Source organism: Arthrobacter sp. SAFR-044 (assembly GCF_051965175.1).
Lineage (GTDB): Bacteria > Actinomycetota > Actinomycetes > Actinomycetales > Micrococcaceae > Arthrobacter.
This window is the reverse complement of the sequence record NZ_JBQCMK010000018.1, coordinates 21,720-47,415: the sequence shown is the minus strand read 5'-3', so window position 1 is coordinate 47,415 and position 25,696 is coordinate 21,720. Positions and strand designations below refer to the sequence as shown.

At 66.2% G+C, this 25,696-nt stretch carries 20 protein-coding genes and 1 pseudogene; 13 read left to right on the top strand and 8 right to left on the bottom strand.

The window, feature by feature from the left end; all coding sequences use genetic code 11:
- The 7 genes from ACTHQS_RS19835 (at position 1) to ACTHQS_RS19805 (ending at position 8,973) form a co-directional block, all read left to right on the top strand.
- Positions 1-1,230, top strand: coding sequence for an acyl-CoA dehydrogenase family protein (locus ACTHQS_RS19835; RefSeq protein ID WP_440172298.1), 1,230 nt, complete (start codon positions 1-3; stop codon positions 1,228-1,230).
- Positions 1,231-1,283: 53 nt separating this feature from the next.
- Positions 1,284-1,739, top strand: a complete 456-nt coding sequence (locus tag ACTHQS_RS19830; RefSeq protein ID WP_440172296.1) for a MaoC family dehydratase — start codon at positions 1,284-1,286, stop codon at positions 1,737-1,739.
- A gap of 124 nt (positions 1,740-1,863) precedes the next feature.
- Positions 1,864-3,189 (top strand): MFS transporter, encoded by a 1,326-nt coding sequence (locus ACTHQS_RS19825; RefSeq protein ID WP_440172294.1) that lies wholly within the window; start codon positions 1,864-1,866, stop codon positions 3,187-3,189.
- Positions 3,190-3,196: 7 nt separating this feature from the next.
- Positions 3,197-4,759 carry an o-succinylbenzoate--CoA ligase gene (gene menE / locus ACTHQS_RS19820; protein WP_440172292.1) on the top strand — a complete coding sequence of 521 codons (1,563 nt, stop codon included), beginning with the start codon at positions 3,197-3,199 and terminating at the stop codon, positions 4,757-4,759.
- Positions 4,760-4,870: 111 nt separating this feature from the next.
- Positions 4,871-5,887: a bile acid:sodium symporter family protein gene (locus ACTHQS_RS19815; RefSeq protein WP_440172290.1), complete on the top strand. Its 1,017-nt coding sequence runs from the start codon at positions 4,871-4,873 to the stop codon at positions 5,885-5,887.
- A gap of 141 nt (positions 5,888-6,028) precedes the next feature.
- The gene (locus ACTHQS_RS19810; protein ID WP_440172286.1) at positions 6,029-8,494 is read left to right on the top strand and encodes a molybdopterin oxidoreductase family protein; all 2,466 of its coding nucleotides are present in this window, start codon (positions 6,029-6,031) and stop codon (positions 8,492-8,494) included.
- Positions 8,491-8,973, top strand: coding sequence for a hypothetical protein (locus ACTHQS_RS19805; protein ID WP_440172284.1), 483 nt, complete (start codon positions 8,491-8,493; stop codon positions 8,971-8,973). The genes ACTHQS_RS19810 and ACTHQS_RS19805 overlap by 4 nt, the downstream gene beginning before the upstream one ends.
- A gap of 3 nt (positions 8,974-8,976) precedes the next feature.
- Here ACTHQS_RS19805 and ACTHQS_RS19800 read toward each other — a convergent pair whose 3' ends face one another.
- Positions 8,977-9,762 (bottom strand): MerR family transcriptional regulator, encoded by a 786-nt coding sequence (locus tag ACTHQS_RS19800; RefSeq protein WP_440172281.1) that lies wholly within the window; start codon positions 9,760-9,762, stop codon positions 8,977-8,979.
- Positions 9,763-9,998: 236 nt separating this feature from the next.
- Here ACTHQS_RS19800 and ACTHQS_RS19795 point away from each other — a divergent pair, with 236 nt between their 5' ends.
- Genes ACTHQS_RS19795 through ACTHQS_RS19780 form a run of 4 tightly spaced genes read left to right on the top strand, consistent with a single transcriptional unit; the run spans position 9,999 to position 14,794 of the window.
- Entirely contained in the window at positions 9,999-10,880 is an 882-nt protein-coding gene (locus ACTHQS_RS19795) for an alpha/beta hydrolase fold domain-containing protein (RefSeq protein ID WP_440172279.1), read from the top strand.
- Between the two features lie 59 nt (positions 10,881-10,939).
- Complete coding sequence (locus tag ACTHQS_RS19790; protein WP_440172276.1) at positions 10,940-11,815, top strand: fumarylacetoacetate hydrolase family protein; 876 nt, start codon at positions 10,940-10,942, stop codon at positions 11,813-11,815.
- Between the two features lie 26 nt (positions 11,816-11,841).
- A complete protein-coding gene (locus ACTHQS_RS19785) occupies positions 11,842-13,581 on the top strand; it encodes an FAD-dependent monooxygenase (protein ID WP_440172274.1) in 1,740 nt (579 codons plus the stop codon).
- On the top strand, positions 13,559-14,794 hold the full coding sequence (locus ACTHQS_RS19780; protein ID WP_440172272.1) for a DUF3500 domain-containing protein: 1,236 nt from the start codon (positions 13,559-13,561) through the stop codon (positions 14,792-14,794). Before ACTHQS_RS19785 ends, ACTHQS_RS19780 begins: the two co-directional genes overlap by 23 nt.
- 75 nt (positions 14,795-14,869) lie before the next feature.
- Here ACTHQS_RS19780 and ACTHQS_RS19775 read toward each other — a convergent pair whose 3' ends face one another.
- The 4 genes from ACTHQS_RS19775 to ACTHQS_RS19760 form a co-directional block, all read right to left on the bottom strand.
- Positions 14,870-15,940 carry a quercetin 2,3-dioxygenase gene (locus tag ACTHQS_RS19775; RefSeq protein WP_440172269.1) on the bottom strand — a complete coding sequence of 357 codons (1,071 nt, stop codon included), beginning with the start codon at positions 15,938-15,940 and terminating at the stop codon, positions 14,870-14,872.
- A gap of 120 nt (positions 15,941-16,060) precedes the next feature.
- On the bottom strand, positions 16,061-16,360 hold the full coding sequence (locus tag ACTHQS_RS19770; protein ID WP_141158469.1) for a DUF4193 domain-containing protein: 300 nt from the start codon (positions 16,358-16,360) through the stop codon (positions 16,061-16,063).
- 73 nt (positions 16,361-16,433) lie between these two features.
- Positions 16,434-18,365 (bottom strand): glycoside hydrolase family 15 protein, encoded by a 1,932-nt coding sequence (locus tag ACTHQS_RS19765; protein ID WP_440172266.1) that lies wholly within the window; start codon positions 18,363-18,365, stop codon positions 16,434-16,436.
- Between the two features lie 10 nt (positions 18,366-18,375).
- Entirely contained in the window at positions 18,376-18,852 is a 477-nt protein-coding gene (locus tag ACTHQS_RS19760) for a hypothetical protein (RefSeq protein ID WP_440172264.1), read from the bottom strand.
- Between the two features lie 196 nt (positions 18,853-19,048).
- Here ACTHQS_RS19760 and ACTHQS_RS19755 point away from each other — a divergent pair.
- A pseudogene (locus ACTHQS_RS19755) lies at positions 19,049-19,153 on the top strand (SDR family NAD(P)-dependent oxidoreductase); the annotation flags it as partial.
- A 328-nt stretch (positions 19,154-19,481) separates the two neighbouring features.
- On the opposite strand, the gene ACTHQS_RS19750 reads toward ACTHQS_RS19755, so the two are convergent.
- From ACTHQS_RS19750 to ACTHQS_RS19740, 3 genes are all read right to left on the bottom strand, one after another.
- Entirely contained in the window at positions 19,482-20,861 is a 1,380-nt protein-coding gene (locus tag ACTHQS_RS19750; RefSeq protein WP_440172262.1) for an MFS transporter, read from the bottom strand.
- A gap of 270 nt (positions 20,862-21,131) precedes the next feature.
- Positions 21,132-23,309 (bottom strand): amylo-alpha-1,6-glucosidase, encoded by a 2,178-nt coding sequence (locus ACTHQS_RS19745; RefSeq protein ID WP_440172260.1) that lies wholly within the window; start codon positions 23,307-23,309, stop codon positions 21,132-21,134.
- Positions 23,310-23,574: 265 nt separating this feature from the next.
- Positions 23,575-24,138: a hypothetical protein gene (locus tag ACTHQS_RS19740; protein WP_440172258.1), complete on the bottom strand. Its 564-nt coding sequence runs from the start codon at positions 24,136-24,138 to the stop codon at positions 23,575-23,577.
- Positions 24,139-24,470: 332 nt separating this feature from the next.
- Between ACTHQS_RS19740 and ACTHQS_RS19735 the strand changes: the two genes are divergently transcribed.
- On the top strand, positions 24,471-25,679 hold the full coding sequence (locus ACTHQS_RS19735; protein ID WP_440172256.1) for an aspartate transaminase: 1,209 nt from the start codon (positions 24,471-24,473) through the stop codon (positions 25,677-25,679).
- The last annotated feature ends 17 nt before the right edge of the window (positions 25,680-25,696 follow it).

Sequence of the window (25,696 nt, the reverse complement as noted above, 5' to 3'; positions counted from 1 at the left end):
ATGGGCGCGCTTACGACGGCGGATGCCGCCCTGGGTGCCCGGCTCTACGAAGCAGCGGACTGGTACGAGGCCGAGTCCCTCCTCACGCCCGAGGAGCGCCAGGTCCTGTCCCGGCTGCGGAGTTTCCTCGACTCCGAAGCCAAACCCCTGTTGGCGGAGTACTGGGAACGCGGTGAGTTTCCGGACCAGCTCGCCCGGCCGCTGATCGACCTGGACCTGATGGAACCGGCCGAACTCACAGGCGCCACCGGTGCAGAACACGGTCCGGCCCGCGGCATCTACCAGGGCTTCCGGATCTTCGAGCTTGCCCGCACGGACGCGTCCCTGGCCACCTGGTACACCGCCCAGGCAGGCCTGTTCCGAACCTCCATCCGCGTTGGTGCCTCGCCGGAACAGCAGGCCGAATGGATGCCCAAGGTCATCGACTTCTCGCTCAAAGGCGTCTTCTCGCTGACCGAACCGGAATCCGGATCGGACATCGCCGGCGGACTCTCCACCACCGCCAGGCGGCAGCCCGACGGCAGCTGGATCCTTGACGGCGCCAAGCGCTGGATCGGCGGCGCAGCCACCGCGGACGTCCTCGCAGTATTCGCCCGGGACACCGCGGACGGGCAGGTCAAGGCCTTCCTCGTGGACCGGACAGCCGACGGCGTCACCCTGGAGAAAATCCAGGGCAAGACCTCGCTGCGGATGATGCAGAACGCCCACATCACCCTCACCGGTGTCCGGGTCCCCGAGGCCATGCGCCTGCACAACGTGAACTCCTTCAAGGACGTCGCGGCAATGCTCCGGGCCATGCGCTCGGACGTGGCCTGGATCGCCGCCGGCATGGCTGCCGGCGCCTTCGAGGCCGCGCTCGCCTACGTCAACGAACGCAGGCAGTTCGGCCGCACCCTGGGCTCCTTCCAGCTGGTCCAGGAGAAACTGGCCCGCATGCTCGGCAACGTCACCGCCAGCCTGTCCCTGGTGGTCCGGCTTACCGAGCAGCAGGCAAAAGGCATCTACCGCGACCAGGACTCCGCCCTGGCCAAGATGCAGACGTCCCTGTTCATGCGCGACACCGTAGCCCTGGCCCGCGAAGTGGTGGGCGGCAACGGCATCACCCTGGCAACCGACGTCGCGCGTTTCCATGCCGACGCCGAAGCCGTCTACTCCTACGAAGGCACCCACGAGATCAACGCCCTTATCATCGGCCGCGCCCTCACCGGCGAGAGCGCCTTCACCCGCTAAGTCCTGCAACACCTGCAAAGCACCTCAACCACACACCAGCCCAGGAGGCAACGATGCCCAATCTCGTGGTCGATTTCGACACCCTGCTCACCATGTCCGGCAAGGACCTTGGCACTACCGACTACCGCCAGATCACCCAGGAACAAATCAACCTGTTCGCCGACGCCACGGATGACCAGCAGTGGATCCACACCGATCCGGAACGTGCGAAGGACGGCCCGTTCGGTGCCCCCATCGCCCACGGTTTCCTCACCCTGTCCCTGATCATCCCGTTCTGGGGCGAGCTGTTCGATGTCGACGGCGTCACCACCAAGGTCAACTACGGGCTGGACAAGGTCCGCTTCACCTCACCTGTGAAGGTGGGCTCCAAGGTCCGCATGCAGGCCACCATCGCGGAGGTGACTGAGGTTAAGGGCGGCGCGCAGATCAAGGTCAACGCCACCATCGAAATCGAAGGGCAGGAACGCCCGGCCGTCGTTGCCGAATTCCTGGCCCGCTTCTATAAGTAGGCCCCTTCTTAGGCAAAGCGCACCACCGGCAGTAACCCCTTCACTGCACCGGCGGGGCCCCTTTCGGCGCCGCCGCCTCAGGCAACCCCAAAAACCCCGAATTCCTCCGTCTTTAGGAACAGCCATGTCCGGACACACCACGCTCGCACCTGCGGGTACGGCCGCAAAGCGCAAGGAAGCGCGCACGGTCATCCTGTCCAGCTATCTGGGCAGCACCATCGAGTTCTACGATTTCCTGCTCTACGCCACGGCCGCAGCAGTGGCCTTTCCCAAGGTCTTCTTCGCCGGCACGGACGAATGGGTGGGCGTCGTCGCCGCCTACGCCACCTTTGCCGCCGGGTACGTGGCCAGGCCGCTGGGTGGCGTGATCTTCGGCCACTTCGGTGACAAGGTGGGCCGCAAGGGGATGCTGATCATCTCCATGGCCATGATGGGCATCGCTTCCACCCTCATCGGCGTGATTCCTGGAGCCAGCGTGATCGGACCGTGGGGCGCTGTGCTCCTGGTCTTGCTGCGGGTCTGCCAGGGGATCGCCGTCGGCGGTGAATGGGGCGGCGCCGCGCTCATGGCGCTGGAGCACTCCGACCCCAAGCGGCGCGGCTTTGCGGCATCGTTCGTCAACGCCGGCGCCCCCACCGGTGCCGTGCTGGGCACCGTGGTGATGGGCATCTTCTCGGCCCTGCCGCAGGATGCCTTCCTGGCCTGGGGCTGGCGAGTGCCGTTCCTGCTGTCCTTTGTGCTCCTCATCGTGGGCATGTTCGTCCGCCTCCGGGTCTCCGAAAGCCCCATCTTCGCCGAGGCAGTGGCCAGGGAAGAGGCCCAGGGTGCCAAGCGCAAGATCCCGCTGCTGGACGTACTCCGCCGGCCCAAGGCACTGATCATGATCATGTTCGCCGGCGCTGCGGGGTTCGGCCTGCAGGTGGTGCTTCCCACGTTTTCGGTGACGTATGCCGTGTCGAAGGGGGCGCCGCAGCAGGGCGTGCTCTATGCCTTCGCGGGAGCCTCGGCCATCTCCATCGTCTTCGTCCTGCTGGGCGGCCGCCTGTCTGACCGTTTCGGCCGCCGCCCCGTGATGATTTCAGGCCTGGCCCTGTTCATCGCCTACCTCTTCCCAATGTTCGGGATGCTCGGCTCGGGCAACGTGGGCCTGGTCTTCCTGGCCTTCACCGTGGCGCTGATCCTGCACTCCTCCCTTTACGGGCCACTGGCGGCCTTCGTCTCCGAACAGTTCGGCACCACGTCCCGCTACACCGGCGCTGCAGTGGGCTACCAGCTGGCCACGCTCATCGGCGCAGGCTTCACCCCGGGCATCATCGCCGGCCTCTACAAGGACTCCGGCCAGAACATCCTCCCGGTGGTGGTGTTCCTGTCCGTCATGGCGCTGGTCTCGATTGTCTTCATCGCCCTGACGCGGGAATCTAAGAACAACGACCTCACCACGGTCCGTTAGGAGAACCATGGACAACAACGGAGTTGGCTCTTGGCTGCAGCGCCGCCGCCGGAAGTCGGGCGCCAAGACGGCCCTGCTGTCAGCAGCGGGCACCCTGAGCTACGAAGAGCTCGCCGAACGGGCCGGGCGTTTGGCCAACGCGCTCGGCGACAGGGGAGTGGTCAAAGGCGAGCGGGTGGCCTACCTGGGCGATAACCACCCCTCCTTCGTGGAGACGTTCTTCGCCTGCGGCCTCCTGGGCGCCATCTTCGTGCCGCTCAACACCCGGCTTGCCCCGCCCGAGCTGCAGTTCCAGCTGCAGGATTCCGGAGCACGGCTCCTGGTCAACGCGGGCGCCCTGGAAGCGCCCGCATCGGCCGCCGTGGAAGGGACAGTGGTGACCCACCGCCTGGTCGTAGCGGCCGACGGCGGGACGGAACCTTCCACCGTGACGTCACCCGCCGCCGTCGGACACTTTGCAGCGGTTGAGCGTTATGAGGAGGCGCTGCAGGCGGCAGCCGCCGAACCCGTCGACGTGCCGGTGGGCCATGACGACGGCGCCATGATCCTGTACACCTCCGGGACCACAGGCAAGCCGAAGGGTGCGCTGCTGACGCACGGGAACATCACGTGGAACTGCATCAACACCATCGTGGACATGGACCTGAACCGCAACGACGTGGCGCTGATGATCTCGCCGCTGTTCCACGTGGCGTCCCTGGACATGGGGCTGCTGCCCATGCTCCTGAAGGGTGCCACCGTGGTCCTTGAGGCCAAGTTCGATCCCGCCAGGGTCCTGGGACTGATCCAGGAGCACAAGGTCACCACCCTCAACGGGGTGCCCACCACGTTCCAGCTGCTCTGCGAAGATCCCGGATGGGCAACTGCGGACCTTAGCTCCCTGGACAAGCTGACCTGCGGCGGCTCCGCCATTCCCCGCCGGGTCCTGGACGCATACGAGGACCGCGGCATCGGCTTCACCAACTGCTACGGCATGACCGAAACGGCCCCCGGCGTCACCATGCTTCCCGTGGACCGGTCACGGGAAAAGGCCGGTTCGGCAGGCCTGCCGCACTTCTTCACCGACGTCAGGATCGCCGACCCCATGGGCGGTGCGGTGGCGCCGGGCGAGGTGGGGGAAATCCAGATCTCCGGCCCCAACGTGATCAAGGAGTACTGGAACCGGCCGGAGGCCACTGCCGCCAGCTACGCGGACGGGGCGTGGTTCCGCTCGGGCGACATGGGCTACCGGGACCAGGAAGGCTTCCTGTTCGTCTCGGACCGGCTCAAGGACATGATCATTTCCGGCGGGGAGAACATCTACCCGGCGGAGGTGGAAGCGGTCGTCTCCGAGCACAGTGCCGTGGGCAGCGTGGCCGTCATCGGCATCCCCGATGACAAGTGGGGTGAGGTCCCCCAAGCGATCGTCACGCTGCGCGAGGGGGAATCGTTGACCGCGGAGCAACTGCGCAGCTTCCTTGACGGCCGGCTTGCCCGTTACAAGATCCCTAAGTCGCTGGTGGTGGTGGAGGACATGCCGCGCACTGCCAGCGGCAAGATCCGCAAGATGGAGCTCCGGAAGCAGCTCTGACGGAGGAACATCCCACGGTCCACATTGCTGGGGGCCGTGGGGGTTTCCGCCGTTGTTACCGTTCACGGTCATCAATTGGCGGAATCTTATAGGACAGTGCACCATTATTGGATGCTTGAGGCAACTAAACCCCAAAATTCCCCGGACGGGACACCCGTCAACCCCGCGCTCGAAGCGGAAAGCAGGATCGCCCGCATCGCGGTGACGGTGTTCCCCATCCTGGTGGTCGTCGCAGGCATCCTCGGTTTCCTGCTCCCCGGAGTCTTCAAACCCATGGCCCCCAGCGTGCCCTACCTGCTGGGCATCATCATGTTCTGCATGGGCCTGACCCTGACCCCGCCGGACTTCGCCGCGGTGGCCAAGCGGCCATGGGCCGTGGCCTTGGGGATCGTGGCGCATTACATCATCATGCCCGGCGCCGGCTGGCTGATCGCGGGCGCGCTCAACTTGCCGCCCGAACTGGCCGTCGGCGTGATACTGGTGGGCTGCGCACCCTCCGGCACGGCCTCGAACGTCATGGCCTTCCTGGCCAAGGGCGATGTTGCCCTCTCCGTGGCGGTGGCCTCCGTCTCCACCCTGATCGCCCCGATCGTCACCCCGCTGCTGGTCCTGTTCCTTGCGGGTTCGTACCTGCAGATCGACGCCGCCGGCATGGTCCTGGACATCGTAAAAACGGTACTGCTGCCGGTGGTGGCCGGCCTCCTCGCCCGCCTGTTCCTCAAGAAGCTCGTCGCCAAGGTGCTGCCCGCGCTTCCGTGGGTGTCCGCCGTCGTGATCTCCCTCATCGTGGCCATCGTGGTGGCCGGGAGCGCCAACAAGATCATCGAGGCCGGGGCCATCGTGTTCCTCGCCGTGGTGCTGCACAACGGCTTCGGGCTGGGCCTCGGCTACCTTGCCGGCAAGCTGGGCCGCCTGGACGACAAAGCCCGCCGCGCCCTCGCCTTCGAAGTCGGCATGCAGAACTCCGGCCTGGCAGCGACGCTGGCCACCGCCCACTTCACACCCCTGGCCGCGCTGCCGTCCGCTGTCTTCTCGCTGTGGCACAACATCTCCGGGGCCATCGTGGCGGCCTGGTTGGCCCGGCGTCCGCTGCAGGACAAGCGGGTGCTCCAGGAAGAGCGGGCTTAGCCGGGAAGCAGGCCTGACCAGCACCGCCATCGCCCCCAGCCCGCTAGCCGACCGTTTCCGCCAGCCCATTCTGGGTACGGGAGCCGGTAGGGACAGCGCCGTTTCGGCGCTGCCCACCAGTTCCTGCGAGGAGATGGACAGATGGCTCGGATTGACCGAATAGCTGAACCATGGGGGACCAGGACGCCGTACGGCAGCGGCGGTGATTGGCCGGTCAGGGTGGACACCCACCTGGCCGAAGGGGTGGTGCCGGAAGACGTGGACCGGTGGGTCCAGACGGCCTCGCTCCTGCACTCCAACGGCGACGCCATGGACATCGCCGTCAAGGACAACAAGATTGTCGGCGTGCGGGGACGGGCCGTGGACCGGGTCAACCACGGCCGGCTGGGACCGAAGGACCTGTATGGCTGGCAGGCGAACGGGTCGAAGGACCGGCTCACCAAACCCCTGATCCGCGAGGGCGGGAAGCTGGTGGAAACGGACTGGGACACCGCCATGCAGCGCATCGTGGACCGCTCCAAGGTGCTGCTGGCCGAGCAGGGCCCAAGCGCACTCGGCTTTTACACCACCGGCCAGCTCTTCTCCGAGGAGTACTACACCCTGGGAACGATGGCCCACGGAGGCATCGGCACCAACCACGTGGACGGAAACACCCGCCTCTGCACTGCCACTGCGGGGGAGGCGCTGAAGGAATCCTTCGGCTGTGACGGCCAGCCCGGCTCCTACACGGACGTGGACCACGCCGACGTGATCGCCCTGTACGGGCACAACGTGGCTGAAACCCAGACCGTCCTCTGGACCCGGATGCTGGACCGGCTGGCAGGCCCCAACCCGCCCAAGATCATCTGCGTGGACCCGCGCATGACGCCCGTGGCCAAGGCCGCCACCGTGCACCTGGCCCCGCGGCCCGGCACCAATGTGGCCCTCATGAACGGCATCCTGCACGAAATCATCACCAACGGCTGGGTGGACCAGGAGTACATCCAGGCGAACACCGTGGGGTACTCCGAGCTCGAAAAAGAGGTCAAGAACTACCCGCCGGCCCTCGTGGCGGAAATCTGCGGTGTCCCGGCGGAGCAGATCTCCGAGGCAGCCAGCATCATTGGCCACGCCCAGCGGCTGCTGTCCACGGTGCTGCAGGGCTTCTACCAGTCCAACCAGGCCACCGCCGCCGCCGTGCAGGTCAACAACGTCAACATCATCCGCGGCATGCTGGGCAAACCCGGCTGCGGCATCCTGCAGATGAACGGCCAGCCCACGGCCGAAAACACCCGTGAATGCGGGGCCGACGGCGACCTCGCCGCCTTCCGGAACTGGTCCAATGACGCGCACATCCAGGACCTGGCCCGGGTCTGGAACATCGATCCCATGTCCATCCCGCACTACTCGCCGCCCACCCACGTCATGCAGATGATGCGGTACGCCGAGGACGGCTCCATCCGGATGCTCTGGGTCAGCGGAACCAACCCCGCCGTCTCACTGCCCGAGCTGGCACGCATCCGCAGCATCCTGGAACAGGACCGCCTGTTCCTGGTGGTGCAGGACATCTTCCTGTCCGAGACCGCCCAGCTGGCCGACGTCGTGCTTCCCGCCGCCACCTGGGGCGAAAAGACCGGCACGTTCACCAACGTGGACCGCACCGTGCACCTCTCTGAGAAGGCCGTCGACCCGCCGGGCGAGGCCAAGGCCGACCTGGAGATCTTCATCGATTACGCGCACCGGATGGGGCTGCAGGACAAGGACGGGCAGCCGCTGATCAAGTGGCATGATTCGGAGTCCGCGTTTGAAGCCTGGAAGGAATGCACCCGGGGCAGGCCGTGCGATTACACCGGCATCACGTACGACAAGCTGCGCGGCGGTTCCGGCATCCAGTGGCCCTGCAACGAGGAAAACCCGGACGGTACCGAACGCATCTACGCTGACGGAAAGTTCTGGGCGCACCCCGAGTACTGCGAAACCTATGGCCGCGACCTCATCACCGGCGCGCCCGTGGAACCCAAGGAGTACAAGGCGCTCAACCCGGAGGGCAAAGCCATCATTAAGGCCGCCGAGTACATGCCGCCGCATGAGCTGCCCAGCCGGGACTTCCCGCTCCAGCTCATCACCGGACGCACGCTCTACCAGTTCCACACCCGCACCAAGACAGGGCGGGCGCCGGAGCTGCAGGCCGCCGCGCCGGACGTCTGGGTTGAGTTGTCAGCGGACGACGCCGGCGCGTATGGGATTGCCGAAGGCGACCTTGCGGAGGTGGAGACACCCCGCGGTTCCGTCCGTGCGAAGGTGCGGATCAGCGGCATCAGGAACGGCGTGCTGTTCCTGCCTTTCCATTACGGCTACTGGGACACGAAGGGCGGACACCAGCCGGACGGGGCCGGGCGGGCAGCGAACGAACTGACCATCACGGACTGGGATGCGGCCTCCAAGCAGCCCATCTTCAAGACGGCGGCAGCCCGCATTACCCGTCTTTCCGGCGGTGACGGGCCCTCCCCGGCGCCCACCAACACCGCCTCGGCGCCGGCCGGCGACTTCCCGGACGACGCCAGGACCAAGGGCATAGCCACCGCGTTGGCCGACGAGACCGCCGGCACGGCAGGAGGGGAACGATGAAATTCGGGCTGGTACTGGAGGAAATGCACCGCTCAGAGAATGACCTGGCACACCACCTGCTGGTCATCTCCGAGCGGCACAAGGTGGACCACGAGATCTACCACCTTGCCCGGGACCTGGCGCGCTGGTCGCAGCAGCACGTCCGGGACATTGCGGACATCGCCAAGAACTACGGCCAAGACCTGGACCCGGAGCCGCGCAGCGAAGCAGGGCTGATGGAAACGATCCGGGAGAAGGGCAGCGAGATGGTGGGCCGGCGTCCCGAAACCGGAATGCTGCTGCTGCGCGACCTCCGCGAGCTCTACCTGAAGGCCTGCGGGGTATCGGCTGACTGGGAACTGCTGGCGCAGGCCGCCCAGGGGATGAAAGACCGCAACCTGCTGGACCTGGCCGAGAAGTGCCATCCGCAGACCATCCGCCAGATGAAGTGGGCCAACGGCAAGCTCAAGGAATCCGCCACGCAGGTCCTGGTCAGCTAAACGTCAGCTGAGACCGCCGTCCGCCGCCGTGTCCTGGCCCGTGCCGCGGGCCGCCTCCAGGTGCGCCACCAGCGCCTGCATCTGCTGCGCGGTCCACGGCAGGGCCTGGCTCAGTTCGGCACTGTTCTCTGCCCACATGCTGCGGGCTGCCGCTTTGGTGCCCTCGCTGCTGTGGAAACGGGAGCCCAGCTCATCCCAGCGGTGCACCAGCTCGCGGGCCTCGGGGCTGGTGGCGGGGACACCGCCGTCGACCTGCCGCAGGCCCTCCTCAACCAGGCCCACCCACTCGGTCCGTGATTCATCCGCAGCTTCCCGGCCCAGGCGGGCACGCTGCTCGTCCAGCTCCCGGCGCTGGTCCTCGGTGAAGTAGTTCTCAAACATGGTCATCCTTTCCAAAACGGTCGTGAAATAGGCGGGCTCTGCGTGCCCCTGTCCGCTGAGGCGTGCCAGCAGCTCCCGGATGGTCCGCTGGAGCTGCTCCAGCTGCAGCGCCTGCTCACCCAAGGCATCGAGCTGCCGCAGCAACAGTTTTTGCAGGGACTCCGGATTCCCGCCCGATTCGTCCAGCACCGGGGCGATCTCGCCGAGCGGCACGCCCAGGCTGCGGAGCGTCCGGATGCTGTAGAGCCGCCGCAGGTCAGGCTCGGTGTAGCGGCGGTGGCCGGCGGCGGTCCGGTCGCTTGCGTGGAGCAGTCCGATGTTGTCGTAGTGGTGCAGCGCCCTGACGGTGACTCCCGTTGCGGCCGCCAGTTCGCCAACGCTCCAGCGGGGTTTTTCCGGTTGTTCCATACCGCCAACCGTAGGACCTGACGCCACGTCAGGTTCAACCCCGTCTCACGCCAATCGTGGGCAGGCTCCCGCGCGGAGCGAACCAGTTTCATTCAGTGAAACTGGCCGCGCGTGCGGTCGCAGGCATGGCCCAGAGTTGAGTCCATGGACGCGGGTGCCGGTGTGGGCCCGGGCCAGCCCCTTCAGCAGTTCGGTAAACACAGCACAGAAACGGCGCGCTACACATGGAGTCAACGATGACGGGATTGCGGATCCTCAAGGGGATCGAGTTCGCCCGGCCACGGAACGCGGAGCCGCTGCTGCTGGACCTTTACCTTCCCGCAGGAGAAACGCACCAGGGAGGCCGGCCTGCTGTGGTCCACCTCCACGGCGGCGGCTGGCGGATGGGGGAGCGGTCCTCACTGGGCCCCGCTGTTGATGGCTTCGGGCTCAGCCCCCTCAAGCTGTTGGCGGATGCGGGGTTTGTGGTGGCCTCGGCCGACTATCGCCTCAGCACGGTTGCCACCTTCCCCGCCCAGCTGCTGGACGCCAAGGCAGCCGTCGCCTGGCTCCGTGCCCACGCGGCTGAATACGGCGTGGACCCGCAGCGGGTCTATGCCTGGGGAGACTCGGCAGGTGGCCACCTCGCCAGCCTCCTGGGCCTGACCGCGGGGACAGCGGATTTTGCCGGCCACGCTGGCAATGACGGGCCGGACGGCGACGACTCCGTTGCCGGCGTCGTGGCCTGGTACCCGCCCACCGACCTGCTGCGCATGGGTGAACAGGCACGGCCGGACGCCGTCGCCCGCGCGGATGATCCCGGTTCGCGCGAAGCACTGCTCATCGGTGCGCAGCCCGCCGACGCCCCGGACAAGGCCAGGGCCGCGAGCCCCCTCACCTACATTCACGCAGACGCCCCGCCCTTCCTCCTCATCCACGGAACCGCAGACCGGTTCGTCCCGGTAGCCCAGTCCACATCGCTGGCCGAGGCACTGGAAGGCGCGGGCAACGACGTCGAACTCCTCCTGCTGGACGGCTCGGACCACATGTGGGCCAACCCGGACGGGAGCAGCGAAGCGGCGGAAAAGGCCATAGCTGCCACCATCGATTTCCTCCGCCGCCAGGCAATGCGGCACTGATTCCGCACCACCATGCCGGGGGAGCACGCGCACCCCGGACCAGACCCGAAAGGCCTCCCATGCACTTCATCGGCATCACCCACCACGGCGGACCCTGGGCAGCGGCGCTCGCCGGTTCCCGCGTCCTCCCGCTCACGTCCGTCAACGACTTTTGGGCCGACGCCGAGGGCTGGCAGGACAAGGCGGCAGCGCTGGTTGCGGGAGACACGGAAACGTCCGACGCCGGCCGCTGGCTTGAGCGCGGCAGCGTCACCGAAGTGCCGCTCGTCCCGGCCTCCGCACGAGTGATCTGCGTAGGGCTGAACTACAAGGCGCACGCGGCGGAGGGCAGCTTCAAGGACCAGGAACTGCCGCCGTACCCCGCCCTGTTCGCCCGCTGGACCGCGTCCCTTTCCGTGGGCAACGTGCCCGTCCCGGTCCCCGCGGGCGAGGCAGGCCTGGACTGGGAGGGCGAGGTGGCCGCCTACATCGGCCGCCGCGTGGAGTCCGCCGACGAGGACACCGCGGCGGATGCCGTCTTTGGCTACTCCACGTTCAACGACATCACTTCCCGCAGGGCCCAGAAGCTCACCTCGCAGTGGACGTTGGGAAAGAACGGCGACTTCAGCGGCCCGTTGGGACCCCTGGTCACCCGCGACGAGGTTGGCGACCTGCGCGACGGGCTGCAGGTCCGCACCCGCGTCAACGGCATCGAAGCCCAGAACGGCAACACCCGGAACATGATCTTCTCAGTCCCGGCCATCATCTCGCTCATCAGCGAAACCTTCACTTTGCACCCAGGGGACGTCATCGCCACCGGCACTCCCGAAGGAGTTGGCTACGCACGCACCCCGCAATGGCTGCTGCAGCCCGGCGACACCGTGGAAGTGGAGATCGAGAAGCTGGGCACCCTGACCACGCCGGTGGGCGGTCTTTCGCTCCGGAGCCGTGCCTGATGAACGCATACCATCACACTGCCGACGTGCCATCGGAGGTACAGGTCCTGATCGCCGGCGGCGGCCCCAGCGGACTGTTCCTGGCACTGGACCTCGCCTCCCGCGGCGTGCCCAGCACCGTCATTGAACCGCGGACCACGCTGGACCACACCCGGCCCCGTGCCAAGACCACCAATGCCCGCACCATGACGCACCTGCGCCGGCTGGGCCTCGCCGAGGTCCTCCGGGACGCGGCGCCGCTGCCGGTGGAGTACGCCCAGGACGTCATCTTCTGCACCGGCCTCACCGGACCTTCCGCCCATGAGCTGCGCCGGTTCCGCAACGCCTTCCAACTGGTTTCCGGCCGTTACGGGCCGCAGCCGGAGTGCGGCCAGCAGGTGCCCCAGCCCGTCCTCGAGGAGGTGCTCCGGGCCGCCGTCGCAGACCACCCGCTGGTGACCTTCGTGACGGGCTTGACCGTCACTGGCGTCAGTGTCCCTGAAGGCGGGGCAGCCGCGGCACCCTGCGCCGTCGTCGTCATGGATTCCGAAGGGGCCGAACGCATCATCGCCGCGGAATACGTTGTGGGGGCCGACGGTGGGTCCTCCGCCGTGCGCCGCAGCCTGGGGCTGCGGCTGGAAGGCGGCTCCGCCGAGCTGTCCAACATCAGCATCCTCTTCCGCTCGGCGTCGTTGGCGTCCGCTGTCTCCTTGGACCCGGCGGTGCAGTACTGGGTGGTGGGCTCGGAGACCTCGGGCATGGTGGGACCCATGGACCGTGAGGGCATGTGGTGGGCAATCGTCCAGGGCGTGGATCCGTCCGTCACCGTCACTGCGGGGGAGGCAGCCGCGATGGTCAGCTCCCTGGTGGGTGCGGACGTGGAGATCGAGGTGGTGGCCACCGACCCGTGGACGGCCCGGATGCTGCTTGCTCCCGAGTACAGCCGGGGCAACGTCTTCCTGGTGGGGGACGCCGCCCATCTCAACCCGCCCTGGGGAGGCCACGGCTTCAACACCTGCATCGGCGACGCCGCCAACCTGGCCTGGAAGCTCGCCGCCACGATCAACGGCTGGGCTGGGCCCGGACTCCTTGCCAGCTACGGGGAAGAGCGGCGGCCGGTGGCTGCACGCACCATCCGTGACGCTGCGGAGAACGGCAAGGCCCTTGCCTACCACTTCGCGGACCCGGAGCTGGTTGCGGCCGGGTCTGCGGGGGATGCCGCCCGCGGGGCTGCGCACCGGGCGCTCGCCGTGAAGCAGAGCGAGTTCGATTCCCTGGGCCTGGTGCTGGGCTACGACTATGGCGGTTCATCCGTGGTGGTGCCGGACGGTTCGGCCCTCCCCGACGAGGACCCCATCCGGTACGTTCCGTCCGCTGCTCCGGGGGCCCTGTTGCCGCACGCCTGGCTGGCGGATTCCCGGTCCCTGTACAGCGCCCTGGGTGCGGGCTTCACACTGCTGGCCGACGCCGGGGCGCTGGGAGGGGTGCCCGCCGCCGAGGTTTTCGAGCCGGTGCTGGCAGCCGCTGCCCGGCAGGGCATCCCGGTGACGGTCGCCGCCGTCGGGCCTTCCGACGACGGAAGGCACCTCGCAGAATTGTGGGGCGCAAGTGCGCTGCTGGTCCGTCCCGACCAGCACGTGGCCTGGCGCGGCAACTCCCCGGGCGAGGCCGCCCGCGCGTTGTCCGTCGCTGCGGGCTGGGCGCCGGCTTTTCCTCCCGCACGTCCTGAAGAACCTGAACCTTCCATCGAGACCAGGAGCGCCCGTGTCGACGCCGTCATTCCGTGAATTCCTCTTTGCCCCGGACCACCCCCGCGTGGCGGGCATCCGGGGGCTGGACGCCCGAGAGTACGCCGACTTTGCCAAGAGCGATGCGTTTGCCGGGCCCATGATCGAGGGCTGGCGGAAGCTCTATCCCCAACCGTTCAGCGGCATCACCAATGACGGCGTCCGCCGGGAAGGCCTGTACCCCCTGGTGCCGGCCCGGCCGGGGGAGGAAGCACCTACCGCGGACATGGTATCCGCGGCGCGGAAGCTGCTTGGCACTGTCACCGCGGACCAGGCCCGGAAGCTTTGCTACGCCGTGGACGCGCCGGAGTGGCAGAGCTGGGCCAACCCCGAGTTCATGCAGCACGACACCGGGCTGCGGTTGGACGAGCTGGATCTTCCTGTCCGGGATGCCGTGCTGGGGGTTGTGGAGGCTTCGCTGAGCCCGGCCGGTTTTGAGCTGGTGCGGAACCTGATGCGGATCAACGGTTTCCTGGGCGACCTGGTGGAGCTGCCGCTGCTCCTGAACGAGTTCAGCTACAACTTCGCCCTGTACGGGGAACCGTCCGAAACCGAACCTTGGGGGTGGCAGCTGTTCGGCCACCACGCGGCGCTGAACTGCCTGGTGGCCGGGACGCAGCTGGTGATTTCGCCGGTGTTCATGGGCGCCGAGCCGGACATGATCGACGCCGGCCCGCACCAGGGCGTCAAGGTGTTCAAAGAGCGCATCGCCCTGGCCCGGCAGCTGATGGCCGCCTTGCCTTCGGACCTGCGGGCCCGCGCTGTTGTTTATGCGGAGATGGTGGACCTGGCCATGCCCGAAGGGCGCCTCCACCCGGGCGACGAGCGGCACCTGGGCGGCTGCTTCCAGGACAACCGGGTGATCCCTTACGAGGGGATCCGTGTGGCGCGCATGCCCGCCCGCGCCCGGGAGCTGCTCGACGCCGTTGTGGAGGACTTCATCGCCTACCTGCCGGACGGTCCCCGTGCCGCCCGCCGCCGGGAGATCCAGGAGCACTACGGTGAGACGTTCTTCAGCTGGATCGGGGGCTGGGAAGGTGAGGAAGCGTTCTACTTCCGGGTGCAGAGCCCGGTAGTGGTACTGGAACTGGACCACCACACCGGCGTCTTCCTCAGTAACGATGAGCCCGCCCCGTTCCACATGCACACAGTGGTCCGCACCCCCAACGGCAACGACTACGGCCGCGAACTGGTCAGGCAAGCCGCCTCCTGACCCACCCCTCATCGACTGCTCCGTAATTGTCGTTTTCAGTGCTTAAAACGACAATTACGGAGCAATGGATGTGGCTTAGGCGATGTCCAGTGCTGTGCGGCGCTGGGGCGGGGGGCCGACGACGGTCAGGTCCATCTCGGCCTGGGCGCGGCCGAAGCCTTCCATGTCCATGTAGGGCTCGCCCCCCTCGGTGTACATGTAGTCCTCGGTGGGTTCGTTGAAGTACTCAAAGAAGCCGTTGAACACCGACGGCGTCAGGAAGCCCACCATCTGGGTGTTGTGGGCATCGAGCGCAAACGAGTGGATGGTCCCGGCGGGGGCGTGCACAAAATCGCCCTTCGTCAGGAGCATCTCGCGGCCGTTGGCGTAGAGCCACATCCGGCCCTCGGTGCAGAGGAAGTTCTCCGTGTGCTGGGAGTGGAAGTGCAGCGGAATGTAGGGGGATTTGGCGCCCTTGGTGTGCACGGCGAAGTAGTTGGAACCGGTGTTGGCGGGCCGGGACAGGTAAGTGAACATGGTCTGGTAGCTGACCATGCGCTCACCCTCCCCGGCACTGAGGAAGTACGGGCTCTGCGTTGGCGGCAGGCCGGCGTCGTGCTTGAACGACGGCGCCACACGCTCAACGTCGGGGAACGTGATGCCAAACTCGGCGCCCACCTCTGCCTGCTCCTGCAGGCCGGCCTTGTGGCCGGGCCGGACCGGCGGGACGTGCGAGTCGATGGGCGTGCCCACCCGCTCGTAGTACGCCTCGCCGCCCCCGGGGGTCATCCAGTTCAGGAAGCGGGTGTAGTGGCTGGCCATCCGGTAGGTGTGCGGGGTGTTCGGCGGGATGACCACGGAGTCGCCGGGAGTGAGGATGCGGCTCTCGCCCGGCAGCCAGACATGCAGGATCCCGTCGAAAACGTAGAGCGTCTTGTGCTCCACCTTGTGGCTGACGAACGGGGACTCAGCGCCCATGCCGCCGGAGATGTAGGCTGCGCTGAAGATGCCCCCGGTGTCGGCGGCGCGTGCGATGACCGTGACCAGCTGGCCGTTGATCTCGTAGCGCGCGCCTTCGCCCGACGCCATGTAATACGGGACCGCCTCGCCGGGCAGCGTGTTGGCCGCCGGGAGCTGCTTGTTCATTTCCTCAACGCTGAGGGACATGGGTTTCCTTCTTTCCAGTCGGCCGGACTTGCCGGAGCGTGACCTACATCATGGCTGTCCCACGCTCCGGCCACGAGCCCGGATTCCAATGATTGAAACCCAAACGTGGCCGGCCCCCTGCTACCCCTCACATTCCTTGCAGTACTTCTTTCCATCCTTTTCCCGGGCCAACTGGCTGCGGTGGTGGACCAGGAAGCAGGACATGCACGTGAATTCGTCTGCCTGCACCGGCACCACCTGGATGAGGAGTTCCTCGTTGGAGAGGTCTGCGCCGGGCAGCTCGAAGCTGTCCGCGAGGTCCGTTTCGTCCATGTCGGGAGCGGCCTCCCGGCGGCCGGACTTATCGGACTTCAGCTCCTCCAGGGCGACGTTCGGCTCTTCCTCGGGAGCCACCCGCGGAGCGTCGTAGTCAACTGACATGTGGTGTGTTCTCCTGTCCAGCTGCTGATGTCCAGATTGTTCTGGACAGATCGACAACGCCGGATGGGCGCAACTAATTCCCATTCCGGGTGGGGCTGTTTTTCCTTAGGGCCAGCGCGGCCTGGACCAGGGCGGCGTGGGTAAGGGCCTGGGGGTAATTGCCCAGGAAGGCACCGGAGGCGGGATCCAGTTCTTCGCTGAAGAGTCCCAGCGGGGAGGCCAGGTCCAGCAGCGCGCCGAAGGCGTCCACCGCCTCCCTGCACCTGCCGGTCAGGGCCAGGGCCTGTACCAGCCAGAAGGAACAGGGCAGGAAAGCACCCTCGCCGCCTTCCGGGCCGTCCTGGCCGGGCGGATACCTGAACACGAGAGGGTCGCCGGCACTCAGTTCGGCGCGTACTGCGTCAACGGTTTGGCGGACAACATCAGCCTGCGGGTCCTCCAGCCCAATCAACGGAAGAACCAGCAGTGCCGCGTCCAGGTCCGCTGATCCATAGGTCCGCGTGTAGGTGCCCCGCCCGGGGTCGACGCCCCTGCCCCGGATCTCCGTGCCCAGCTGGTCCCGCGCGGACAGCCAGCGCTGCCGCTGCCGGGCGCTTAGGCGGTGGGTGGCGCCAATGCGCAGCGCCCGGTCCAGGGCGAGCCACGCCATGAGTTTGGAGTGGACGTGGTGCGCGGCATCATCACGGATTTCCCAGATGCCCGCATCCGGGGCGGCCCAGGACGCGGCCACCCTGTCGGCGAATCCGCGCATGGCCCGCCAGGTCTCCGAGTACAGCCGGTGGCCGCCCTGCACCAGCACCCATGCCGCGTCCAGCACCCACCCGTAGCCGTCCAGCTGATGCTGCCCAGCCGCCCCGTTGCCCGTGCGCACCGGTACGCTCCCTGAATACCCGGGCCAGCCACGCAACTCGCGCTCGCGGGGGACCGGCCGGCCGGATAGTGTGAGCAGTGCCGGAAGCCGGGGCCGTTGAAGCCGGCTCGCGTGCAGCAGCCAGCCGAAGAAGTTCAGGGCCACATCCGTTTTGCCCGCGTGCAGGAATGCGGCGACACCGATGCTGGCGTCCCGCGGCCAAGCAAACCTGTAGTCCCAGTTCCGGATGCCGCCGGGATTTTCCGGCAGCGACGTGGTGGGTGCTGCCACTGGGGCACCGGACGGTGAATAGGTGAGCAGGCGCAGGGTGAGCAGGCTCCGCAGGACCTGTTCGCGGAACGGGATGTCAGCGTCCACCTCCTCCGACCATGCCTCCCACCGTCGCTCGTCCTCAAGCACCAGGTGCCAGGCCGCCTCGGGGTCAACGTGGATCAGCGGCTCGCCGTACGCGACGGACAACACCAGGGTCACGGGACGGCCGGGGTGCACCACCAGTGTCTCTTCTTCGCCGTCGGGGAGCGGGCACCCCTCGCTGGAGCCCAGCGACAACGCCAATGGTCCCCATTCACACACGAGGTCCCGCGCCCTCCGGCTGGTCCGTGGCACGCGATGCGTTTCTCCCAGCCGTGGAATAAAGCGGACGACGGCGGCTGCCGGGCCGCCGTGGGCGCTGAGCCGCCGCACCAGCAGCGTTGTGGGGAGCAAGGCGCCGGACACTTCAGCAACCATCGCTTCGGTGAGCGTCAGCCGGGCCCCGCCAGTGGACCACGTTGTTTCCAATGTTGCGGTGTTCCCGCGGTAATGGCGCTGGAGCAGGTGGGCGGGTCCGGCGGGTCCGGCGACGAACTGGCCTGCTTCCAGTCCGCCCAGCAGGGCACCGAAGATAGGCTCGCCGTCGAACGCCGGAGCGCACATCCAGTCCACCGACCCCTTGGAGGACACCAGGGCAGCGGTCCTGGTGTCACCGAGCATGCCGTAGTCCGCGATGGCAGCGGGCTGCCATGGCGAGGGCTCGGGTGCGGGCGCGGGTGCGGGGCCGGGGAAGGGGCCGACGGCGGGCTGCGGCTTCGGCGGCTCGGTCACGGAGGATTCTTCCATCGAACGGGAGCGCTTCCGCTCGAATGCGATGCTCATAGCGGCCTGCTCACAGCGCCCTCAGCAGAATCCCCAGCAGGGCCCCGTAGGCTACATGCGCCACGATGGCTACTGCAGGCGTCTGGATGCCGTAATTCAAACCAAGCAGTCCAGGCGGCTCCAGCACGGCAGTGGTGGCCAGGCCCGCCCGGGTGGATGCCATTCTTGGGTGAACGCCGGGCAGCAGCGGCAGGATGACCGTGAGGGCCACCGCCACGTGCAGCAGGCCCAGCAACGCGCCGATCCACCAGGTGGCCCGGCCCAGAAGGGCGAACGCCGCGGCATAGCCAAGGGCAAACATCTGGCCGACCGCCAGATGGATGAAGAAGCCGGCAACACGTGCCCGGTCAGGATCGGGTGTCACCAGGGTGCCCAGGACCAGTGGCAGGTCCAGCCGTGTCAAGCCGGCCATCTGGGCCGCAATCATGATGATCGTCAGGACTGCAGTGGCCAGGAGCCCGAACAGTCCCCATCCTTGCCAGTCCATGTCATGCCGTCCGGCCTTGGCGCAGCCGGGTCTGGCAAGCGGTGCCATGCGCCGGAGGCCGCAGGTGAATAGTCATGGGAACCTCGCTCTAAAAACGAATATCTTGAATTTAGAACGCCGTTGCAGCTAAGTCAAGAGCAAAAGTGGCGCCGGCGAGGACTGCTCGGACCTCGCCTAGTGCCTGGGCCCCAGTCCTGACCACATTGTTAACGCCCTTGATTACGCCATTGAGCCGTCGCGGCAGGTGAATGTTGGCATGCTTGAATTCATGCCTACCTTCCAAGTCCCGGGCGGCCTGACAGCATCGACGGCGTCATCCTTCCCTACCTCAACGCCGGGGCAGTGCTGGGTTCCCTGGGCAAGGTCCCGGACCTCAAGTTCGTGCAGACGCAGGTCCTCACCCTTGGGTCAACGGCTCCCGCGGGTCCTCGCATTCACCCGACCAACGTCCCTGGGCAGTACAGCCAGGGGGCATTACAGGCGGAACAGGAAGACCTCTTAGTGGATGGCTGTGTTGGGGCCGTCACTAAGAGGTCTTCACTTTGTTCACAACGGAATCAATGTCGTGGCCCGTGCAGCTGGTAGGCGATCAGCTCAGGGGCGATAACCTGTCACCTCTGCTTTTCGGGCTAACCAGCGAGGCCGCGGGCAGCTGTGCTTGGGGACATGGCCGCGGCCGTGAGGACGGACGTTTCCCGCTCGCTCTGCTGCACCTCGTCGAGCTCCTTGAGCGTGTACTTTTTGGTCTCCTTGGCGGTGAGGGCTGAAATTCCTGCCAGGACCATGAACCCGAGCGCGACCATGGACGGTCCGATCCAATCTTTCAGGTCGGGGCCAGCGAGTGCTGTCGAGAGGACGGGGCCGATGACGCCCGAGATGGCGAAGCCGATCTGGGTGCCAAGGGCGAGCCCGGAGACGCGCAGCCGGCCGGGGAACATCTCCGCGAAGAATGACGGCCAGGACGCGTTCACCATTGAGTAGAAGAGGGAATAGTTGATGATGCCAAACAGGAAGATCAGCGACCAGTTGCCGGTCGTAATTGACCACAGGTAGGGCACCATAGTGATGCCTGCACCGCCCGTTGCGATAAGGAACATCGTTTTGCGGCCGATCTTGTCTACAAGGAATCCCGCCAGGGGCGTGATTCCGAGGGCGATCACGGCCGAGACTGTGGTCGTCAGGAGCATGGTTGGCTTATCCAGCTTGTACCCGGCGGTCCCGAATGCTACCGAGAAGGTCTGCATCATGTAGCTGGTGCCCGCGATGAGGGCACAGAATACGATCCGCAGCACCGCACGCCAGTGGAAGCGCAGAAGATGCCGGAGTGGGGCAACGTTCACGTTGGCGGCCTGGGCCTTTACGAACTCGGGCGGCTCCTGGATGTGGCGGCGGATCAGGTATGCAGCGACGACCACGATGGCGGAGGCCCAGAACGGCAGCCGCCAACCCCAGCTCAGCAACTGCTCCGAGGGCATAGCGGCGATGGGGATGAAGACCAGCAGGGTGAGCAGCGTGCCTGAGGAGGAACCCAACGTGGTGAAGCTCGCGAGGAACCCGCGTCGGCCTTCGGAAGCATGCTCCAGGCTCATGGTAATGGCACTGGGCTGCTCGCCGGAAAGGCACAGTCCCTGGATGACGCGGATTAGCACGAGCAAGACCGGAGCAAGAGGACCGATTTGAGCGTACGTGGGCAGGCACCCGATCAGGAAGGTGCAGCCGCCGATGCCGAACAGTGTGATCATCATGACGAACTTGCGGCCGCGGCGGTCACCCAACGGCCCCAGGATGAGGGAGCCGAGGGGGCGTACCGCGTAGCCGACCGCGAAGGTGATCATGGCGAGCAGCACGCTGAGGCCCTGGGGCAGCTCGGGTGAAAAGAAGAGGACGTTCAGAACCAACGCCGACGAGGTGCCATACACCGCGAAGTCGTAGTACTCCAACGTCGTGCCGATCCAGGCCGCGATTGCGGCTTTGACCGGGGTCTTCCTGGGAAGTGTGGTTTCTGTCATTTCGTCTCCGTTGGTGATGGGTGAACACCGGCTGCCGCTGCATCTGGGCTCTCGGAAAAAGATCTCGGGTGGAATATCCGGTTGGTCCTGCTGTGAGCTCTCTCGCAAGTCGTGTTTACGGCTTTGCGGCGGCCCCAGACATCAAGTTAACGTTTGCGGTGTGGGTCACACAAAGTCGGCTTTTATGTACCTACATAGCGATTTGTTATGGCTTGGAGTCGAAGAACCGGAGACCTTGGACAACAGGAAGCCCGCCGTGGAACGGGGACTTTAACGAGGGTTTGCCGTGGGGCGGGTGTTTCCACGACGTCGCACCGCTTCCTCGACCAGTTCGGACATCCAGGGTCGGTGGCCGCGATGAAGCACCATGCCCGGGGGTAGTCCCTTGATGGAGGGGAGGGAGTCCGCGATATCGATGGTGATGCGGCCGTTGCCAAGCGGGGCGTTGGAAATGTGCAGGTCCCCGAAGGAATGGGGGAGGACGGGATCGAGCCACACTCCACCGGCTGACACGACCGGGTCGTAGCGCATCAGGCTGGACACGATCTGGATGGGTGCGGTGGCTGCCCACGCCTGTGGTGAGCAGGCGGTGGGGTATGGAACGGGGGTGGCGAGGTGGTCCCGGCTGAAGCCGCAGAACAGTTCCGGCAGGCGGCCGTCGGAGAACTCTGCCGCGTCCATCATGCCGGTGGCGATTCTTTGCGCTTCGGCGACAAAGCCGTACCGGAGGAGCCCTGCGACGATGATGGCGTTGTCGTGGGGCCAGACGGACCCGTTGTGGTAGCTGGCCGGGTTGTAGGCGCCCATGTTGCTGGCCAGGGTGCGTACGCCCCAGCCGCTGAACATTTCCGGTGACATCAGATGCGCGGCGACTTGGGGGGCTTTGTCGTCGTCGATCAGGCCTTGGAGCAGGCAGTGTCCCATGTTGGAGGCGCAGGCATCGACCTGCCGTTTCCTGCCATCGAGGGCGATGGCGTAGTAGCCGCGCTCGGGGATCCAGAATTGCTCGTTGAACTGCTTCTTCAGCCGGGCAGCGCGGCCCGTGAGGTCTTTGCCCAAGGTGATGTCACCGGCGTCGTAGGCCAGCCATGCACGTGAGAGGTAGGCGACGTAGACGTAGGCCTGTACCTCGCAAAGCGCGACCGGCGGCTCCGCCAGGGTTCCATCGGCAAAGTTGATGCCGTCCCAGGAGTCCTTCCATCCCTGGTTGATCAGTCCCTGGTCATTGAGCCGTTGGTACTCAACGAAGCCGTCGCCGTCCTTGTCGCCGTAGTTCACGATCCAGTCCACTGCCCGGTCGGCGTGGGGTAAGAGAGCCTGGATGGTATCGGCTGCGAATCCCCACCGGCTCACCGCTCCAAGCACCATCAGGAACAAGGGAGTGGCGTCCACGCTGCCGTAGTAGTTCGACTTGCCGCCCAAGGACAGGCCGCTGGAGACATCGAGCCGGACCTCGTGGAGGATCTTGCCTGGCTCCTCTTCGGTCATAGGGTCCACCACGGAGCCCTGGCGGTCGGCGAGGGTCTGGAGTGTGCCCAAGGCGAGCGACGGGTCTACCGGCAACGCCATCACCGAGGCCCACAAGGAGTCCCTTCCGAACAGGGTCATGAACCAGGGTGCCCCGGCGGCGACGACAACCCGCTCCGGATGGTCGGGGTCCTCGATTCTAAGAGCGCCCAAATCGTCATAACTGCGGCGCAGGGTCCGTTCCACCGAACGGTTGGCCACCTGCAGTATGGGGATTTTTGCCACCCATTCCCGCCGCCGGCGGTCTCGGGGGGACAGGGTGTCTCCCCCGGAATGGGCGAAAGCCGGTGCGTGGTCTCCATCGTCAGTGGGCAGAACGGTCAGGACCGTGCTCCATTGCCCATGAGCGAGTACTGACACCCGATATTGGACGGTGTTACCGAAAATTTCGGCACCAGGTGCGTGGATAGCGGTGCCTTTGCGGACGTCCTGCCAACTGCCCCGAATGGTGAGCAGTCCATCGTCGGCTTCCTGTGTTTCCTCCCACCGTCGCCGGATCCGTGCTTCCTTCACTTCGAAGAGGTCCGCGAAGTCGGCCCCTACTTCCAGGACGACGAGGCACTCGGCCGGCTCCTGGGAGTAGTTGTAGATGGTGAGCTGCTCCTGGAGGCCGGCCCCGACCTCCCGCAGCCGTTCCACGATCAGTGGGCTGTCCGCGTAGCCATCGGACCGTGGGATCCTTGCTACAAATGCTGCACGGAAGGGCTCCTTTGTCTCCGCCGTGAGTGTTTCAAGCGCCTGTCCGCCCACTGTCAGTCGCCAGATTGAAAGGATCCTGACGTCAGCCACGAAGAGGCCATGCGGACGATCGGCCTGAATATCCCCGTTCGATGACGAAATACAGAAGGATGAGCCCTCGACCAACGTCATAGAGCCGGCTCCTAGCGGACCGGCGGCCGTATCCGCATTCCATCCCACCATTCCGGCCTCCTCCGCGGCTCACCGAAGCGCCGAAAAGCAGACACCGTGCTTGCGGCGGCCTCTTGGAAAAGACGCTACGCTTGCTTGCCAGTCGTCGCCAGAGCGGAGAGGCAAAGCTGCGCCGGGACTCCTCCATACCGGCGGGCAAGGGACTGGTATGACGAGTGCGCCTCAGTTGATACACGGCCCGCCAGGCCGAGGTGGGCGACGCATGAGGACTCTTTGGGAGGGCGGAAGCCCGCCGGCAGCGGATCAGCCGGGACGATCATTGCGGCTGGGCCACACGCAAGCCGACGCCCCTGGTCATTTTGCGGATTTCGTCGGACTTCAGGCCGCTTGCCCCGGCAAGTTGGTAGTCGTCAAGGAGCTGGGCTTTCCTGGCCAGGGCCAGTACTTGCGTTCGTTGTTCTTCCGCATCACTCCGGGCGCCTTCGGCTGCCGCCAGCTCCGAAGCCAATCCCGCAATGAGGTGAAGATGCCCGCTTCGGGTTTGGCCGGACGGGTACAGCTCGCCGCGTGCCAGCGTGGCAGACCGGATACTGGCGGCAGGCTGGCCGGCGGCCTTCGCGACGGCGGCAACCTTCACACCATCGCACACGGCCTGGGCAAGGCAGTCACCCAGCTCGGCGGTGAGGGCACGTACCCTGCTGGAGCGAAGTGCGAGGGTCGTCCGCAGCTGGGCCAGCATGGCCAGGGCTTGTTGGGCGCGGGCCGGGGCGGGGTCCGGCTTCGGGACGCCCCGGTACCGGTACGCTGCTACGCCGGCCCCGCCCGTCCCGGTGCTGGCTGTACGCGGAGGTATCCGTTCCTTAATCTCTCTGCCGGGCACCTCTGCTCCTTGTCTCCGTTGGTGTTTCCATGCCCGCGCGGCTTCACGCCGGCGGGCGTACCTCTCCCGCGGTTCGGCCTGCCGGCCTGGAAGGCGTCGCGGGGGCCGATGCTGTGCCTTCATCGGGCCCGTTATCCACCCTGGAGGTTACGCCGTCGGCAAGCCTGGAAGGCAATACCGAAAGTGCGTGGAGCAATAGGCGAAAGTTCTGGCTGCTCCTGTCATAAGGGCTGCTTATCTGTCCACGCACTTTAGGTCTTATCCAAGAGGGCGGCTCCTTCCCTAGGCTCGAATGAGCCACCCTCATCCGTACCGGAAGCCTGGAAGAAACCATGCCTGAATTCGTGCCCGCATCACGCGTAACCCGTATCAAATCCTCACCCAGCGTTGCCGCGGCGGCCCGCGTGCGGGAACTCAAGGCCGAGGGCCGCCGGATCCTGGACCTGACGGTCGGCGAGCCGGATTTCGACACGCCCCAGCACATCAAGGACGCTGCCATCGCAGCCATCGGCCGCGGTGAAACCAAGTACACCTCGGTCACCGGGACGCCCGAACTGCAAAAGGCCATCCTGCAGACGCTGCATCGCAAAACCGGCCAGCAGTACGGGCCCGGCGAGATCACCATCGGAGGGGGCGGGAAGCAGGTCATCTTCACCGCGTTCATGGCCACACTCGATGCAGGCGACGAGGTTGTCGTTCCCGCACCGTACTGGGTCTCCTACCCGGACATGGTGCTCGCCAACGAAGGCACCCCCGTCATCGTTTCCTGTGGTGAGGACACCGGTTTCAAACTCACCCCTGAGGTACTGGCAGGGGCACTGACGGAGCGCACCAAGTGGGTCATCCTCAACACGCCCTCCAACCCCACCGGAGCGGTGTACTCCCGCGAAGAACTGGCAGGCCTGGCCGCCGTCCTCACGGACCACCCTGCCGTTTACGTCCTCACTGATGAGATCTACGACGAGATCCACTTCGGCAATGAGCCCATCACCAGTCTCGTGGCCGTTGCCCCTGAGCTTAAGGACCGTGTGCTGGTCACCAACGGGGTCTCCAAGGCCTACGCGATGACCGGATGGCGGCTGGGTTACGCCGGCGGACCGGCGGCCCTGGTGGCTGCCATCAACAAGCTGCAGTCCCAGATGTCCTCGTGCCCGTCTTCCATCAGCCAGGCAGCTGCCGCCGCGGCTCTCACCGGAGACCAGGCATTCGTCCGCGAGAGCGTCGAGGTGTACCGCGAACGGCGCGATGCGGCAATTACCGGGCTGAACGCCGTCAAGGGCCTGCAGTGCACGACGCCGGAAGGTGCCTTTTACGCGTACGTCAACTGCACCGGGGTCATCGGCAAGACGACGCCCGACGGCAGGCAGATCACCAACGACGAGGACTTCACGCTGTACCTGCTGGAAGCGGCGTCTGTTGCCGTCATCCAGGGTTCGGCGTACGGACTGAGCCCCTACTTCCGGATTTCCTACGCCACCGGGCTGCCGGTGATCGAGGAATCCATCGCTGCCATCGAAAAGGCCGTCACGGCTCTGGCCTGACCCGACTATCACATTAC